This window comes from Spirosoma foliorum (assembly GCF_014117325.1).
Taxonomy (GTDB): Bacteria; Bacteroidota; Bacteroidia; order Cytophagales; family Spirosomataceae; genus Spirosoma; species Spirosoma foliorum.
Genome location: NZ_CP059732.1, coordinates 8,837,687 through 8,853,064, shown reverse-complemented (window position 1 = coordinate 8,853,064; position 15,378 = coordinate 8,837,687). Strand labels below are relative to the sequence as shown.

Genomic DNA, 15,378 nt, shown 5'->3' with positions numbered 1-15,378 from the left:
AGCCTCTATCTATCAGGCCTTAATCGGAAAATCCGGGCGCACAAATTTCATCAACCAGCGGTAACCCCGGCGACCCCGTCAACATTCTGCTTCGTGGTATCAACAGTGTACAGGGCGGTACAAAGCCCCTCATCATGGTTGACGGCGTACAGGTGGCTTCGACCCACACTTAACTCGCTCGATTTGAGCAATATTGATCGGGTAGAGGTTGTTCAGGGAGCGGCTTCGGCTTCTATTTATGGTGCGCAGGGAGCAAACGGCGTAATTCAGGATTTTACCAAAAGGGTAAAAAAAGGCCTATGCAGTTAATTTTTCTATCCAGCTATTCGGCCAACGAATTCCTAAATACCGGTAATGTACACAAAGCCGAATTGCACCCCTATTCGACCGATGCCAGTGGAAACATTGCTCATGTAAATGGGAAGGTATTAGACTATACTGAATACGGCGCCATTACTGGTATTTTCGTATAAATATGGGCGCTACTGCTTATGCCATTCAGGATATCCGCAACTATGCCAATACCCCCGATAATGGAAATCTGAAATACTACGATCACTTCAAACAAATATTTAATACGGGAGCCACAACAAACAATACCATCAATATTTCGGGCGCTTCCGAAAAAAGTGACTTCAATATAGCGGCTGCGAATAACCATACGACTTCGCCTATCCTTACGAAAGAAGCAAAACGGCTATATCGACACAAGCAACCTCTCGGCTAACGTAGGTACTGAGCTATTCAAAGGCTTTACAATTCGGTCGACTACCCAGCTGGTTTACACCAAAAATACGATGAAGCCAGGTCTGGGAGCTATTTTCTCACCATTTAATGGTGGTAATGGTAATGTTGGTTCGGTTTATACCTTTTTAAATACATCGCCTTTCTTCGATCTGACTCGCAAACTAGCCGATGGTACGTATCCGGTTTATCCAACTGCCGACTTCCTGAGCGTCAACGCGGGGAACCCCTTTTATCAGGCGACCTATACCGATGCGATCAACAACAAAATCGATGTTGTTCAGAACTTCAACGCAAACTACAAAGTCAAGACAAAGTTGTCGAACTGGATGCGAAATATGGTATCAACTACCCGGAACGAAACGGCTCGATGGACTTATTTCAACCAGTATCAGAATACCAGCTCGGAATATTATCAGTCTTGGGCGTCTAATTATGCGCCAGATAATAAAGGAGAAATCGACAATTATCAGTACAACAACACGTTCCAGAACTTTCTGGGAACGGCCTACATCCGAACGGACTTCCAGGACGATTTCCATTTGAAAGTGCCTATTCAAACCAGCACCCAGATTTCGTTTGACTATCGAAAAAACAAGTCTACGCAATATGATACGTATGGTTTGGGTTTAAGTACAGCGCCACCGTACAATATTGCAGCAACGTCATCGCAGGCAGTAGCGAATGACATCGTAACTCCCTTTATCACGTATGGTTATCTGATCAACCAGAAAGTAGATTTTGGTGATTACGGCGGTGTTACGGCCGGTTTCCGTAGTGACTGGTCTTCAGCGTTTGGTGGCGGTTCTACACCGTTCACATTCCCGCACTTTGATGGCCATATTGCTCCATTATCGTTCTTCAAAAACAGCCCTATATCGAATACGCTATCGTACTTCAAACTGAGAGCTGCTTATGGTGAAGCGGGTATTCAGCCAACGGCATTTGACCGTTACCCTGTGTTGAGTCAGCAAAACCTGGGACCAGGTCTGGTTTATACAGTTCCAACCACCACCAAGAATGCCAACTTACAGGTAGAGGTGTCGAAAGAACTGGAAATTGGTACTGATTTCACCATTGGTGGCAACTCGAACCGCGCGTGGCTGAACTCGATTTCAGGTGCTTTCACTTACTGGAAGCGTACGAGCGAAAACGTAATTTACACGGTTAGCGTACCACCTTCCCTTGGTTCAACGGGTCAGTTGACAAACGCGATCAATATGTCGTCCAACGGGGTTCAGTTCTCGTTAACCATTCCTGTATATAAATCGCCAGGTCTGAAATGGGACTTCACGACGAACTTTGGTCATCAGATTTTCTAAAATTGATGCCATTTCCGGTGGTGCCGACATTATCTTAACCTCAAATGCAGGTAGCACAGCATTGGTATTAACTCCAGGTCAGCCAATTGGCCAGGTATATGGCTATAAGGCGTTAACTAGCCTCGACTATACCCGCCATGACGGAACAAAGTACATCAGCGAAGCCGATCGGAATAACTACACCATTGTTGATGGTCGTGTCGTGAAAAAGTCGGATTACCAGATTCAGTTTACGGATGAAACCTATCCGCTGATGAACCCGAATCCAAAGTTTAACATGTCGTTTATCAATGGTGTAAGTTTCAAAAACTTCCTGACGTTAAACTTCCAGTTCGACTGGGTATATGGCAGCCATTTGTATAACCAAACCAAAGAATGGATGTATCGGGATGGCATCAGTGGGGACTTTTCGAAACAGGTTACCATCGAATGGCAAAACGGGTGCTTTCCCTGCTTATTGGTCAAGTGCCTATTACAACCTGTGGGGCAGCACACGGGGCGCTGGTAACAACGCCACCAAAGATTTCTTCGTAGAAGATGCCTCGTTCGTACGGCTTCGTAACATCTCGCTTGCCTTCGATCTGGCCAAAGTTGTCAAATTACCGTATCTCAATAAAGCTCAGATCGTATTTACTGGCCGGAACCTGGTGACCTTCACCAAATACAGTGGTTACGATCCAGAAGTAAGCTCGGGTAGCTCGAACTCTTCGTTCGACCGTGGGGTGAACCACAGTACACTCCCTAATACCAAATCATATCAGGTTGGTCTGAATATCGGGTTCTAATTTTAAACGTCTTTGTCTATGAAACTCATTAATAAAAATAAATTCTTTGCCACCGTTTGTTTTACGACCCTTATGCTTGCAGGAGTGTCGTGTAAAGACCAATTGGATGTAGGTAACCCAAACGCGCCTACAGTAGCGGCCAATGTCAACACAGAAACCGGGCTTATATCATTTGCCCAGGGTGGCGTATACATCAATGGTTTCTATAACGGTGATGGCTGGCTGGGAAATAGCTACTTTTCATTGCCCCTCGGTTATAGTGAACTAATGGCCGACAATGTAGGAGCCGACGCGTCTAATAACCAGGTTACAACAATCGGCGTACCCGATTATATCATCCTCGATGATGGTACTAAAGTAACCAATCCGGCTCCGCAAATAGGCATCATTCGGTCATACAATAGCCGTGCGGCAACGGGTGCAGGTAACAATGCCATTTACTATCAGTGGCTAAATATGTATGCGCTGAACAATGTCTGTAATCAGATATTAGATCTGTCGGGTACCATTAAGTTTTCGGGTGATGCCACTAGCCGGGCGAACACCATGAAAGCCTGGGCTTACTGGTGGAAAGGCTTTGCCTATGCTTCTATCGGGTCTATGTATTATGCTGGTCTTATTGACGATAAGTCAGTTACGACAGATGGCAATTATGTGCTCCACGATGCCATTATTAGCAAGTCGAACGACTATTTTAATCTGGCTGCCACCACATTAAGCTCGGTTACCAGCACAACCGATTATCAGGCCGTTATTTCTCAGCTTATTCCATCGTTTACACAAGTAGGTAATGGCGGTGTTCCTACTATCGATATGTGGAAACGGAATATCAACACGATGCTGGCCCGCAATATTCTGGTTAACAAGCTGGCTCCTTTCGTAAATGGAAATCCAGATGCTAAGATCACGGAATCGTCTACCACAGCGATGACTACTGCCGATTGGAATAGTGTATTGACTCTGGCTAAGAGTGGTATTCAGAAAGGAGACGTGGTCTTTACTGGACGTAGCACAGCGTCTAACTATTTCTTCTCGGCTTCGGGCGGTACAGTTGCTGCGCTGACAACGGGTGTAAATACGGCGACGACGTTCAAAATCAGCGAGCGTTTTATGCAGTCCTTTAACACGGGCGACAAACGGGTTACCAACAATTTCAATACCGCTACGACTTACAAAAACAACTATACGTTCACGACCCGCTACAGCTTAACCGCAAATGGTAACGGGGCGCCTGGCGTGTATGTATATGGTACGAAGGACGTTGGCGCTTACGAGGTTTACATTGCTGGCAGCTACGAAGAAAACGCGCTGATGCTGGCTGAAGCAAACATGCGTCTGGGCAACATCGAAACCGGACTGGGCTTTGTTGATGCAGTAAGAACCTATCAGGGAGCCGGTGTTGCCGCTGTAGCTGGCACGGGCCTAACTCTCTCGAAAGCACTGACCGAACTAACGAAGGAACGAAGAGTATCGCTATTTGGCCGTGGCTTATCGTATTACGACAACCGTCGTTGGGGCTGGACTTATGATATCAGCAATGGTGGTGGCAGTTATGGAAACACGGTAGTGACTACCGCTGGTGTGGTTAACAAAAACGTGACCATTAACTATAACTTCATGGATTACTGGGATGTCCCTGCCGATGAATCGGTGCTGAATCCGACAACAACCAGCGTTGCGACCAAGAATCCAAATTTCTAGTTCGTATTCATTTCTTAGCTTAAAAATAAAAAGAGGGCTGCCTGGGCAGCCCTCTTTTTGGTAGAAGTAGCGCGGACATCCTGTCCGCATAGATAAAGTTTAATTTTACAGCTATGCGGACAGGATGTCCGCGTTACATCACAAACTCACTGTTTGTTTCCCCGCCTTCAGCGGCATCGTTTTTCCTTTCCAGCGCAAGGTGCCGCTTAGGTTAGTCGGCAGCGTAACGCTACCAGTCAACGCCCCCGTTGGTGATTTCTGAAACTGCACAGCAATCTCGCCCGAAGGGTGCGGCATCTTTCCTTCAACACTCGTCAAGTCGCCCATAAACGGTTCGATACGCACCGATTTGAAGCCGGGTTCGGCGGTTCGGATGCCGCAGGTAGTAGAAAGGAATTCGTACAAAGGTGACGCACTCCAGGCATGACAATCTGAACGAGTCGGTTCGGGATTTTCGGCAAAGGTTGTTAAGCCAATGGCCAACATATCACGCCAGGGTTTTAGTTGAGCAATAAACTGATCGCCCAGGCCCGTTTTTTTAAGGGCTTCGAACAGATAGAATTTAAAATAGAACGTGGCCTGCGTCAGCGATGTGTCTGCCATCGTTTTCTGCAACAGAGCAGCCTGTTGCGTAGCAGGGACGGCATTCGTCAGTACAGCCAGGATATTGGCGTGCTGACTAAATGAATTCTTATCGGGCGTATCAGCAAATAAATTACGACCGGCATCCCAGCACTGCTCGTAAACTGCTTTATTCAAGCGTCGGGCGAGTTCTCGATAATGTTCGGCCAGTTCATTTTTCCCATAATGTGCCAGTAAATCGGCAGCACGGGTATACGTATAAGCCTGTTGCAGAGACAGAATACTGGAGCCTCCTTTGCGGGCGCCATTCGGAATACCCCCCGAAATTTCATCCTTCGCGTTTTTCCACTTCGACCAGTCTACAAAGTTCCACCACTCTAATGGGCCGTTCAGGCCCGTTTTAGGCAATACGCTGTTCGTGCCAGTTCAATACACCCAGAATTCCGGGCAACATCGATTTCACAAAGGCATCGTCCTGCCGATGCATCCAATAGTCATGCACCATGCAGACCCAGTAGAGTGAAAACGTAGGAATCACCTGAAAATCAGCCGATGGATAGCGGCTTTGTGTGAGACCATCGTTGAAACGGCTGTGCTCGTAATCGGTGATTGCTTTCCGCATCAGTCGGTCGTCTCCCGTTACGTAGAGCGAAATCATGGCCTGAATCCGGGTGTCGCCCGTGTATTGCAATTGTTCGTAATAGGGACAGTCGTAGTAGGTTTCACCCGCACAAAGTCGGGCGGTTCGCCAGCCAACGTTCCAGAGCGCTTCAAGGTAGTATCGCTGGCCGCAAATTTTGCTTTCTCTTCAAATGGATACCCGGTGAATTTTCCAACCAGATCATCCAGAACCAGCGGTTCGTCTTTCGTTTCAACCGTCAGCTGGAGGTAACGATACGTACGAAACCAGAGCGGTCGGAAGATTCGTTTGTCGCTGCCATCAGCCACAAGCTGATCGTCGAACCCACGCATTGTTCGCCCTTCTACGTCATTCCGGTTTCCTTTCTGTCCTTTGGCATCAATCAGCGCTTCGGCATACGAGAGTGTTACGAGGGCTCCTTTGCCTTTGCTAACCGTTAGTTCAGGATAGGCATTGGTCAGATAACTCTGATCGAGCATAAACACCGCTTTTGTGTTAGCCGGAACCGTTACGGGTGCTTTCCCCTGCAAAAAAGCGGTATCCATCTTCCCATTTTCGCTCCGTCGAACCACTGCCAGTCGAATGACGGTTTCCTCCATCATCGGAATGGTTCGAGGCACCAGCGCCCAGTTGCCGTCGGTGCCTAACCCACGCGGTTTCGTTGGAAAGCCAAATGGTTTGGCAGTTGCCCAGGCTTTATCGTCAAAATTGGTCTGCTCCCAGCCCCAGGGATACTTAGCCGCATCTATATGATCACCATCGCCCATAACAATGTACGTACGTAGTTTTGGAATATCGTTTTTGACGGGCGAGTAGGCCGGATTCTGAAACACCTTCCAACTGGCATCGGTATTCGCCATCTTTTCCGCTTCACCATCACCTTGTAGCAGAAATCCGAACTGATAGCTCATCTGCGCAAAAGGCGCACTCTCTCCCATGTACCACACTTGCGCAGCCAGCACATTATGACCCGCTTGCAGGAAAGGAGCCAGATCGAGTGTTTCATAGTTCCAGTTCTGGGTATCACTACGAGCGGGGCCCAGCGCTACCGATTTCCCATTGACGAACAATCGGTAGCGGTTGTCGGCAGAGAGATGAATCACAAAACGTGTGGGCTTTTGAGCCAGATCAATGGCTTTCCGAAAGTGGTAGATACCATATTGGCGAGTTGGGGCTGTTGGGTGTACAATCCAGCGGGCAGGCCAGTATTGGTTTGTCCAGTCGGGCGTGGGTGCCTGCGCAAAACCAGCCGATTTTATAAATAAGCCAAGAGCGACAAAGAGTAGAAATCGTTTCATAGAAGCCAAATAATGTGCAAGATAAGAGACATTTTTGCTGTACTTACTGATTATCCTTGTCTCGTTGTACTTTAGCAACAGATTTCCTAACTCCGGTACCCGCATGTATTTTCTTGGATTCGATCTTGGCAGTTCGTCCGTTAAAGCCAGTCTATTAGATGCCGATAGTGGCAAAGTCGTCGCATCGGCTTTCTTTCCTCAACCCGAAATGGTCATCGAGGCTCCGCAACCAGGATTCGCGGAGCAACAGCCCGAAATCTGGTGGCAGAATGCCTGTCTGGCCAGCAAGGCCGTGATGCAACAGACCAACATCAACCCCAGTGATGTAAAGGCAATTGGTATTTCATACCAGATGCATGGGCTTGTGGTAGTCGACAAGGAGTTCAATGTATTACGCCCCTCTATTATCTGGTGCGATAGCCGGGCCGTTCCTTACGGAAATCAGGCGTTTGATACACTCGGCCATGACCGTACGCTGCATCACCTGCTTAACTCGCCCGGTAATTTCACCGCAGCAAAACTAGCCTGGGTTAAAGCCAACGAACCCGATGTGTATGCTCAAGTAGATAAATTCATGCTTCCCGGCGATTATCTGGCCGCCCGCATGACAGGCGACCTTGTGACGACCGCGTCGGGACTTTCAGAAGGGGCTTTCTGGGATTTTCAGGCCAATCAACCGGCCCAATTCCTGCTCGATTATTTTGGTTTTGATGCCTCTTTAATTCCGACGATCAAGCCAACCTTTGCCCCACAAGGTGAAATAACGGCAACTGCTGCCGCCGAACTGGGTCTTGCTGCTGGCACGCCCGTTACCTACCGCGCTGGCGATCAGCCAAATAATGCTTTTTCATTGAATGTACTGGAGCCTGGTCAGATTGCGGCAACGGCTGGTACATCGGGCGTTGTATACGGGGTGAGTGATCAGGCCAAATACGACCCAAAATCGCGGGTAAATACGTTTCTGCATGTTAACAGCCAGGTTGAGACGCCACGTTATGGTGTTTTGTTATGCGTAAACGGAACAGGTATTTTAAACAGCTGGCTTCGAAATCAGGTACTAGGGCGATCGATTGGTTATGACGATATGAATCGACTGGCGCACGAGTCGCCTATTGGAGCCGATGGCCTGGTGTGTTTACCCTTTGGCAATGGGGCCGAGCGCATGCTGGAAAATGCTGATCTAGGCGCTTCCTTTCATGGTCTGCAGCTAACCCGCCACGGCCTGCCACACATAATTCGGGCTGCACAGGAAGGTATTGTATTTGCGCTTTACTATGGCATTCAGATTATGGAAAGCGTGGGCGTAGGTTTACAAACCATCCGGGCGGGCGAAGCCAATATGTTCCTCAGCCCCCTCTTCCGCGACACAATGGCCAACTTAACTGGCGCTACCATTGAGCTATACAATACCGATGGCGCACAGGGCGCTGCTCGTGGAGCTGGCTTAGGATTAGGCTTCTACAAAACAGCCCAGGAAGCCTTCACCGGATTACACGTAACCAAGACAATCGAACCCGATATGCGGGCGCAGGAAGCGTATCGGGATGCTTATGGGCGGTGGTTGTCAAAATTAAGAAACCTTTAATATATGCGATCAAACCAGTAGTTTACTTTATCAAAAAAAGGATATGAAACGCCTGGCTCTACTATTACTCTTTTCGGTGATTTTCTTAGGCTGTATGCCTACTGTACAGGTAATTACCTTGCGGGGGTCAAACGTCAATCCAGTTAGTGAAGGGCTGGTATTAGACAATGATACCCTTACACTTCGCTACAATTTCGCCAGTGAACGGGGCGAAATGCTGGTTTCTGTAGTTAATAAACTTAACAAGCCACTCTATATTGACTGGAAACGATCATCGTTTATTATTGGGCAAAAAACGTTCGACTATTGGTATGATGTAGCTAATGTAAACCTGTCGAGTTCGGGGTATATCTATCGATATGGAAAATCTAATTTTTCGTCAATAAATTCTTCTACAGAAGGCACTATTTCAAAAGATAATCCTGTCTCTTTTATTCCGCCACATACCAAAGCGATTAAGCGACAATTTATCGTATTCCCGACTGGAACAGTGCCCATGCCTGGTATGCCGATTGTTAGTCAGGAACAGGCCCGGTGGGTGGCTAATTCAAAAAAGACAATAACTGTTCGTGCCTATACCTATCTGCCCGAACAGTCACCTCTCCAGTTCCGCAACTACTTAACTCTATCGGTGGATAAGGATTTTAAAACGGAGTTTTATATCGATACGCAATTCTGGGCATCGGCCATACGAGTTGAACCGAAACCACAAGTAGCGGGTGTTGAAGTTAGACAAGCCAATGGCTTATACGTTAATACAAAGCCGTTTGCCCAGAAAGACGGGTTCTTCGTTATTTTGCCGAGAAGACAATAATGGTCAGCGTTTAATCACCCTTTTCCTATGAACCCAATCTTCGCAAAACTTAATTATAAATCTCAGCCCGAAATTGCGGTTATTAACTCGCCCGCAGAGTTTGCGCCTGTTGTCGATGAGATGCGGCACCTGGCTACGATTGTTACTGATCCTCAACAAATTCAGGTCGGTGAGTTTGCTATTGCCTTCGTAAAAACGCAGCAGGAAGTTGATTCGTTAACCCCAATTCTGGCCGACAAACTGAAAGGCGATTGCATCCTTTGGATGACATACCCAAAAGGCAGTTCTAAAAAGCACAGATGTGATTTCAATCGCGATACCGGCTGGGCAGTTTTGGGAACACTAGGCTTTGAACCCGTCAGGATGGTCGCTATCGACGAAGATTGGAGTGCGTTGCGATTTCGGCGAGTTGAGTACGTCAAAAAAATGACCCGCCAGGAAAGTAGTGCCTTAACCAAAGAAGGTAAAACAAAAACTACCTCGAAGGCGATCTGAACGATACGTTAGTTTCGACTTTAGCGAAGCCCAGCAAATTAGTGGGAAGTAGAATCTGTATAAAATGATTGTAAATCAGTATATTTAACCCTTCAGACCTTATAGGTTTTTAAAACCTATAAGGTCTTTTTACGCTACTTATTTACTGGACCAAACTAACTCATGAAACTTGTATTCGTATTGATCGGCTTCGTTTTGGCCATTCCAACCTTTGCTCAATCTGGCGAAGAAGCCGCCGTAAAAGCCACTGTAAACCGACTTTTTGAGGGAATGCAGAAAGCAGATTCAACCATCTTAAAACCGCTGTTTACGCCAACTGCCCGGTTACAGACAGTGGCGAACAAACAAGGTGATATCTCGGTACGAGACGACGCCATTTCACTGTTTATCAATTCGATAGGCAAAGCAACAGCAGGAACACTAGATGAGCGCCTAGCCAGCATAGAGGTAAAAATTGATGCAGAACTAGCCACCGCCTGGACACCCTACGTTTTTTACCGGAACGACACCAAAAGCCACTGTGGTGTCAATGCGTTTACGCTTGTAAAGATGAATGGCAGTTGGAAAATCCAGACAATCATCGACACCCGTCGAAAGGAAAATTGCCCAGATTTACCAAAGAAATAGTTCTATTAATGGATAACGTAAAATGAATAATGAATAACGTTATTAACTGATTAATAAGGAGTTCGCATATTCATTATTCATTATTCATTAACCCACCGCCCCACTTCGGTTTACGCTTTTCCAAAAAAGCGGCCATACCTTCTTTTGCGTCGGGAGTTTGCTGAAGTTGCACAAACTGTTCATACAAAAACGCCTGTTGTTCTTCGGATGGCAGGCGTTTTAACTGCTGGTAAGTCCCTAATCCAGCCTGCATAGCTGTAGGTGAAAATTGCTTTAACTCGTTAGCTAGACTTGTGACCGTATAATCTAATTCATCAGCGGGCACAACATTCGTTACTAACCCAATAGACTGAGCTTCTGTGGCCGAAAGCACACGGGCGCGCAGACAGAGGTCGAGAGCTGTACGGGCAGGCATAATGTCGAGCAGAACAGCCAGCACCTGAAACGGAAACAACCCGCGCTTTACTTCAGGCAAACTGAACATTGCTGAGTCAGCCGCCACAACGTAGGTGCTCCCCCCTACCAGCAAAAATCCACCGGCGTATACTGCCCCCTGCACCCGTGCAATACATGGTTTGTGTAATCCCGCCATCAACTCCCCCAACCGAACCGGCCCCGATGGTTCTGGTACAGTAGCTATTTCTGCATCACCCAATGATAAGCTTTTCAGATCCATGCCCGCACAGAACGTATCGCCCGCAGCGGCTAGCACAACCAGCCAGACATCGGCGGAGTGATGGGCAAAGGCCAGCGCAAAAGCCAGCTCGGCCAGCATTGGCGGGTTCAACGCATTCTTCTTTTCTGGACGGTTCAGGTTAATGGTCAACACATGGTCGTTGAGCACTACCCGTAAATACCGGAAGCCTTCCGAGGGTAGTTGAGCAGTTTGGGTAGCGGTGTACAGCATGCCAGAAAGGTACGGAAATACCGTTTAAAAAATCTTTAAAAACAAGTATATGGCTATGTAGCCATATGCAGTTATCAAGAAACCACGTCCTTCTCTTTCTCCTATCTAGTATGAAAACGTTTTTATTTCTGTTTCTGGCATTTCTGAGCGTACAGGTAGCCCAGGCTACACATTTAATTGGCGGCTACATTCAGGTAAAGCCTGTAGCAGGATCAGGGCTTACATATGAAGTAATAGCTACTATATACTCGTATGCGGGTTCCGCAACCTCAGAAGCTTCTTCGTTAAGTATTTGCTTTGGTGATGGTAATACAAGAGAAGTTCCTCGTTCAAGCCTGCTATATGTTACGCTCGGCAGTAATACCATTAGTTCAAAAATTGGCATCAATACGTATCGGATTAACCATACTTACAGTGGACCCGGTACATACACACTAACGACATCGCTAGCTAACCGAACTCCGGCGCTTAATATCCCAAACAGCAGTACACAACAGGAACCACTGGCACTCACGACAACCTTCATAACGGGCTCCCTGTCGAACCAAACGCCTGAACTAGCTAGTCCGACAATCGGGTTTTCTGTTGGGCTTGGCCAAAAAACCACCCTGGCATTCCGGGCGACCGATGCCGATGGCGATAGTCTGGCTTATGGATTAGTTAAGCCGTTGACGAACACAACGACCGACTTTTGTAGCTATCGGTCAATGACCGCTTACCAATTTCCAAACGACGTTACGCATCAGGGAACCTATAAACTCAATAATCGAACGGGCGATTTGACCTGGGATGCGCCCACTCAACAGGGAAATTATAGCGTCGTTATTTCAGTAAGCGAATACCGGAATGGTATTTTAATTAGCCAAACCATTCAGGAAATCGCGCTCATTGTCACAGACCAGCCCGGCACACCCAATACGATTCCAGCTTACGAGCCTGCCATCGAAGGAAATGGTATTGTCACGGCACTCCCCAATTATCTCGACTCCGATTTTACGCTGACTACCTTTCCAAGTCCCGTAGATGATCAGCTACAGGTCATCGTCCAAACCAGTACCCTAACGAACGCAACCATCCAACTCGTCGATGTAGGTGGCCGCAAACTCTACGAGTCAGACTCGGCCAAGTCCGCCCGTCAACATGAGCAAGTTATCAGTATGGGGAGTTTAACGCCGGGAGTTTACATAATCCGGGCAGTCACTGGCAATCGGTCTTTGTCGAGAAAAATCGTGAAGCGATAGTCAGAACAACTGTTTCCAGGTACCTTTCATCCAATTGTATTTCAGCGTGCTGGGTAAAGCTCGCCAGAAATATTTAGTTACCTCAACGGCAAATGAGGGCTGCATGTAGCAGTTTATGGCACAGCCTTCGCAAGCAGGCAAGCGACCCTCCAAAGCCACTAGTTTCTGGACTTCGTCGGAGCGGTAGAGGTCGTACAAATGGTTGTCAATAGGGAAATCTTTCAGCCCTAAGTGATAGCAGGGTAAGATTAATTTATTTTCTGGGGAGATGACAATGGTTGTACTGGCTGCCCGGCAAATTGGGTCTTCGACATGGTTGCCACCATCGCGCCGAAGCTGGATAAAGCCATCGTTAATATAAACGTTTTTCTGTTTCCCCCACCACGCCATCTGTTGAAGCGCCTTCTCTGAAAAGCGATCTCCGGTGTCAACGGCGTTGTATTCGAATACAGGATTCAGGATCAGCACCAAGTTGTTAGGCAGACAAATCTCTTCATACAGCTGCCTGATCTGATGAACGTTATGCTCAAATACCGTAAACAGAATATCAGGCCGTTCGCCTAGCTGTTTGGCAATGGCAATGGACTCGATGACCTTATCGAAGCACTTTACGCCCCGCGATTGGTCATGTTCCTCGGCTATCGGCGAATCGAGCGAGAAATGAAGCATATCGACCAATCCACGCAGTTTTTCGGCCTGTTTGGGATACAGGAGCGCATTGGTCGTAACAGTGGTGATCAAGCCGAGTTGTTTGGCTTCCTGCAGTAATTCGGGGAGTTGGCGATGCAGCAAAGGCTCGCCCCCGGTAAAATCAACAACCCGGACGCCTAGTTTTTTGAGATCCCGCAGATTCTGGCGCGCATTCTCAAGCGTAATATAGGGAGAAGGGCGCTCCCAAATGTCGCAAAAACTACAGCTCGCATTACAGCGATAGGTTAGGTAGTAATTGCAAAGAACAGGATGGGAAACGAGGAGCATAATAAAGGAGTAAAGGGAGGAGGGGGAATAAAGGGAGGAAGGACTTTCCCTCTCCTCCCTTTATTCCCCCTCCTCCCTTTACTCCTTTTAAATTAACATCTTAAACAACGTTACTACTTTGTCTTTCAGGTCTTTCCGGTCGACGATGAAGTCGAGGAAACCGTGCTCGAGTACGAATTCCGCACTTTGAAAGCCTTTCGGGAGGTCTTTACCGATGGTTTCCCGGATAACGCGCGGGCCAGCAAAGCCGATCAGCGATTCTGGTTCTGAAATATTGAAATCGCCCAGCATGGCATAGGAGGCCGTCACACCACCCGTTGTCGGATCGGTCAGGAGCGAGACGTAAGGCAATTTAGCCCGATCTAACAAGGCTAATTTAGCGGAGGTTTTAGCCATCTGCATGAGCGAAAAACCAGCCTCCATCATCCGCGCACCACCCGACTTGGAAATCATCAGGAAAGGCGTCTTATTCTTGATGGCATGGTCGATAGCACGAGCAATTTTTTCACCCACCACCGAGCCCATCGAGCCGCCGATAAAGTTGAAGTCCATAACAGCCATCGTTACGGTCAGTCCGTTCATTGGGCCGTAAGCCGTCCGAACTGCATCTTTCAAACCTGTTTTTTCGATGGTTGCCTTAACTCGGGCTGGGTAAGGTTTTGTATCCACGAAATTCAGGGGGTCAGCCGATTGCATGTTCGCATCGAGTTCGGTGAACTCATTATCATCGAACAGAATCGAAAAATAGGCCTCTGAACCGATTTTTTCGTGATAGTTGCAATGAATACAGGTATACGCATTGAGTTTGTGCTCCCGCGTCTGCATTGCTTTTTTACAGTTCGGACATTGATACCACAACCCATCGGGAGCCTCCCGTTTCATTTCGGTTGGGGTCTGAATACCTTTATCTTTTCGGACGAACCAGGACATTTTCAGTAAATAGTTAGCAACAAAGGATTGTAAAGGTACAAAGAAAACCAGACCAACGAGTAGAAGTTAACCGTATAGCCAATCATTCGACAACTAACGCTAGTGCTGTAGAGCGTAACCTTATCCTAAAAACCGGACAGTCGTTTTAGCGTTCATTCGGTTTTTTTATGCCTGATAAAGTTGTTGATTTGCTTTATGAAACACGCATTGACTATTTTTTTGCTAGGCATCACCCTATCTGCTTTTGGCCAGGCATCAGTGGCTTATTATCCATTCAACAGTCTTGTTACCGTCAGTTCCAATTCTGACCGCGCCTTTTGGTTCGACGGTCGTCTGCAAACAAACACCGTTTTCGGATCGCTCAGTACCACATTGTGCCCCATGGTGAATGTCTCCCGGAAGAGTCAGGTAAATATCTATACGGGTCTGGGCGTACGGTTCAATGCACTGAATGGAGTCGATGATCGCGATATTCTGGAGGGTTACTCGCTACACATAGGCGCCCGAATAAAGCCGCTAACCTTCATGCCGAATCTACGCGTTGCCTTTGAACTTGCCCCTTATGCTCGTAAAGACTTCAAGACCGGAAACCTGCAATCATTCCTGGGTTTGGCGTATCAGTTTAGCAAAAGGAATAAATAGTTTACAGTTTTTGGTATTCGGTTTAAGGTAGCTGACGCACAAACAAAAGACGCGTTAGCCCACCTTAAACCGAATACCAAAAACTGT

At 47.4% G+C, this 15,378-nt stretch carries 16 protein-coding genes and 1 pseudogene; 13 read left to right on the top strand and 4 right to left on the bottom strand.

Annotated features, from left to right (window positions below; all coding sequences use genetic code 11):
• Nucleotides 1-93 precede the first annotated feature (93 nt).
• The 7 genes from H3H32_RS38385 (at nucleotide 94) to H3H32_RS37035 (ending at nucleotide 4,552) form a co-directional block, all read left to right on the top strand.
• On the top strand, nucleotides 94-309 hold the full coding sequence (locus H3H32_RS38385) for a TonB-dependent receptor (RefSeq protein WP_374191805.1): 216 nt from the start codon (nucleotides 94-96) through the stop codon (nucleotides 307-309).
• Complete coding sequence (locus H3H32_RS37735) at nucleotides 300-473, top strand: hypothetical protein (RefSeq protein ID WP_240543609.1); 174 nt, start codon at nucleotides 300-302, stop codon at nucleotides 471-473. The genes H3H32_RS38385 and H3H32_RS37735 overlap by 10 nt, the downstream gene beginning before the upstream one ends.
• A gap of 2 nt (nucleotides 474-475) precedes the next feature.
• Complete coding sequence (locus H3H32_RS37730; RefSeq protein WP_240543608.1) at nucleotides 476-727, top strand: hypothetical protein; 252 nt, start codon at nucleotides 476-478, stop codon at nucleotides 725-727.
• 70 nt (nucleotides 728-797) lie between these two features.
• Nucleotides 798-2,066 (top strand): SusC/RagA family TonB-linked outer membrane protein, encoded by a 1,269-nt coding sequence (locus tag H3H32_RS37725; protein ID WP_240543607.1) that lies wholly within the window; start codon nucleotides 798-800, stop codon nucleotides 2,064-2,066.
• Nucleotides 2,047-2,574: a hypothetical protein gene (locus H3H32_RS37720; protein WP_240543606.1), complete on the top strand. Its 528-nt coding sequence runs from the start codon at nucleotides 2,047-2,049 to the stop codon at nucleotides 2,572-2,574. The genes H3H32_RS37725 and H3H32_RS37720 overlap by 20 nt, the downstream gene beginning before the upstream one ends.
• Entirely contained in the window at nucleotides 2,465-2,851 is a 387-nt protein-coding gene (locus tag H3H32_RS37715) for a hypothetical protein (RefSeq protein WP_240543605.1), read from the top strand. Before H3H32_RS37720 ends, H3H32_RS37715 begins: the two co-directional genes overlap by 110 nt.
• Before the next feature lie 18 nt (nucleotides 2,852-2,869).
• Nucleotides 2,870-4,552: a RagB/SusD family nutrient uptake outer membrane protein gene (locus H3H32_RS37035; RefSeq protein WP_182460679.1), complete on the top strand. Its 1,683-nt coding sequence runs from the start codon at nucleotides 2,870-2,872 to the stop codon at nucleotides 4,550-4,552.
• Between the two features lie 138 nt (nucleotides 4,553-4,690).
• On the opposite strand, the pseudogene H3H32_RS37030 reads toward H3H32_RS37035, so the two are convergent.
• Nucleotides 4,691-7,072: pseudogene (locus H3H32_RS37030) on the bottom strand (alpha-L-rhamnosidase-related protein).
• A gap of 103 nt (nucleotides 7,073-7,175) precedes the next feature.
• Here H3H32_RS37030 and H3H32_RS37025 point away from each other — a divergent pair.
• The 4 genes from H3H32_RS37025 to H3H32_RS37010 all read left to right on the top strand — a co-directional run bounded on the left by H3H32_RS37025 (nucleotide 7,176) and on the right by H3H32_RS37010 (nucleotide 10,593).
• Entirely contained in the window at nucleotides 7,176-8,657 is a 1,482-nt protein-coding gene (locus H3H32_RS37025) for a xylulokinase (protein ID WP_182460678.1), read from the top strand.
• A gap of 43 nt (nucleotides 8,658-8,700) precedes the next feature.
• Complete coding sequence (locus H3H32_RS37020) at nucleotides 8,701-9,471, top strand: hypothetical protein (RefSeq protein WP_182460677.1); 771 nt, start codon at nucleotides 8,701-8,703, stop codon at nucleotides 9,469-9,471.
• A gap of 27 nt (nucleotides 9,472-9,498) precedes the next feature.
• Nucleotides 9,499-9,966: a hypothetical protein gene (locus tag H3H32_RS37015; protein ID WP_182460676.1), complete on the top strand. Its 468-nt coding sequence runs from the start codon at nucleotides 9,499-9,501 to the stop codon at nucleotides 9,964-9,966.
• 162 nt (nucleotides 9,967-10,128) lie between these two features.
• The gene (locus H3H32_RS37010; RefSeq protein WP_182460675.1) at nucleotides 10,129-10,593 is read left to right on the top strand and encodes a nuclear transport factor 2 family protein; all 465 of its coding nucleotides are present in this window, start codon (nucleotides 10,129-10,131) and stop codon (nucleotides 10,591-10,593) included.
• A gap of 73 nt (nucleotides 10,594-10,666) precedes the next feature.
• On the opposite strand, the gene H3H32_RS37005 is transcribed toward H3H32_RS37010, so the two are convergent.
• Nucleotides 10,667-11,500 carry an enoyl-CoA hydratase-related protein gene (locus tag H3H32_RS37005; RefSeq protein ID WP_182460674.1) on the bottom strand — a complete coding sequence of 278 codons (834 nt, stop codon included), beginning with the start codon at nucleotides 11,498-11,500 and terminating at the stop codon, nucleotides 10,667-10,669.
• A 110-nt stretch (nucleotides 11,501-11,610) separates the two neighbouring features.
• Between H3H32_RS37005 and H3H32_RS37000 the strand changes: the two genes are divergently transcribed.
• Nucleotides 11,611-12,741 (top strand): T9SS type A sorting domain-containing protein, encoded by a 1,131-nt coding sequence (locus H3H32_RS37000; RefSeq protein ID WP_182460673.1) that lies wholly within the window; start codon nucleotides 11,611-11,613, stop codon nucleotides 12,739-12,741.
• Here H3H32_RS37000 and H3H32_RS36995 read toward each other — a convergent pair whose 3' ends face one another.
• Both H3H32_RS36995 and accD read right to left on the bottom strand, forming a co-directional pair.
• Nucleotides 12,742-13,719, bottom strand: coding sequence for a radical SAM protein (locus H3H32_RS36995; protein ID WP_182460672.1), 978 nt, complete (start codon nucleotides 13,717-13,719; stop codon nucleotides 12,742-12,744). It abuts the gene before it with no gap.
• Between the two features lie 87 nt (nucleotides 13,720-13,806).
• Nucleotides 13,807-14,649, bottom strand: a complete 843-nt coding sequence (accD, locus tag H3H32_RS36990; protein WP_182460671.1) for an acetyl-CoA carboxylase, carboxyltransferase subunit beta — start codon at nucleotides 14,647-14,649, stop codon at nucleotides 13,807-13,809.
• 195 nt (nucleotides 14,650-14,844) lie between these two features.
• Between accD and H3H32_RS36985 the strand changes: the two genes are divergently transcribed.
• Entirely contained in the window at nucleotides 14,845-15,291 is a 447-nt protein-coding gene (locus H3H32_RS36985; protein ID WP_182460670.1) for a hypothetical protein, read from the top strand.
• The last annotated feature ends 87 nt before the right edge of the window (nucleotides 15,292-15,378 follow it).

Bases quoted from the DNA above. Each gene is read 5' to 3' on its own strand.
- H3H32_RS37735 (WP_240543609.1), top strand. From the start codon at position 300: ATGCAGTTAATTTTTCTATCCAGCTATTCGGCCAACGAATTCCTAAAT.
- H3H32_RS37730 (WP_240543608.1), top strand. From the start codon at position 476: ATGGGCGCTACTGCTTATGCCATTCAGGATATCCGCAACTATGCCAAT.
- H3H32_RS37725 (WP_240543607.1), top strand. From the start codon at position 798: ATGAAGCCAGGTCTGGGAGCTATTTTCTCACCATTTAATGGTGGTAAT.
- H3H32_RS37035 (WP_182460679.1), top strand. From the start codon at position 2,870: ATGAAACTCATTAATAAAAATAAATTCTTTGCCACCGTTTGTTTTACG.
- H3H32_RS37025 (WP_182460678.1), top strand. From the start codon at position 7,176: ATGTATTTTCTTGGATTCGATCTTGGCAGTTCGTCCGTTAAAGCCAGT.
- H3H32_RS37020 (WP_182460677.1), top strand. From the start codon at position 8,701: ATGAAACGCCTGGCTCTACTATTACTCTTTTCGGTGATTTTCTTAGGC.
- H3H32_RS37015 (WP_182460676.1), top strand. From the start codon at position 9,499: ATGAACCCAATCTTCGCAAAACTTAATTATAAATCTCAGCCCGAAATT.
- H3H32_RS37010 (WP_182460675.1), top strand. From the start codon at position 10,129: ATGAAACTTGTATTCGTATTGATCGGCTTCGTTTTGGCCATTCCAACC.
- H3H32_RS37005 (WP_182460674.1), bottom strand. From the start codon at position 11,500: ATGCTGTACACCGCTACCCAAACTGCTCAACTACCCTCGGAAGGCTTC.
- H3H32_RS37000 (WP_182460673.1), top strand. From the start codon at position 11,611: ATGAAAACGTTTTTATTTCTGTTTCTGGCATTTCTGAGCGTACAGGTA.
- H3H32_RS36995 (WP_182460672.1), bottom strand. From the start codon at position 13,719: ATGCTCCTCGTTTCCCATCCTGTTCTTTGCAATTACTACCTAACCTAT.
- accD (WP_182460671.1), bottom strand. From the start codon at position 14,649: ATGTCCTGGTTCGTCCGAAAAGATAAAGGTATTCAGACCCCAACCGAA.
- H3H32_RS36985 (WP_182460670.1), top strand. From the start codon at position 14,845: ATGAAACACGCATTGACTATTTTTTTGCTAGGCATCACCCTATCTGCT.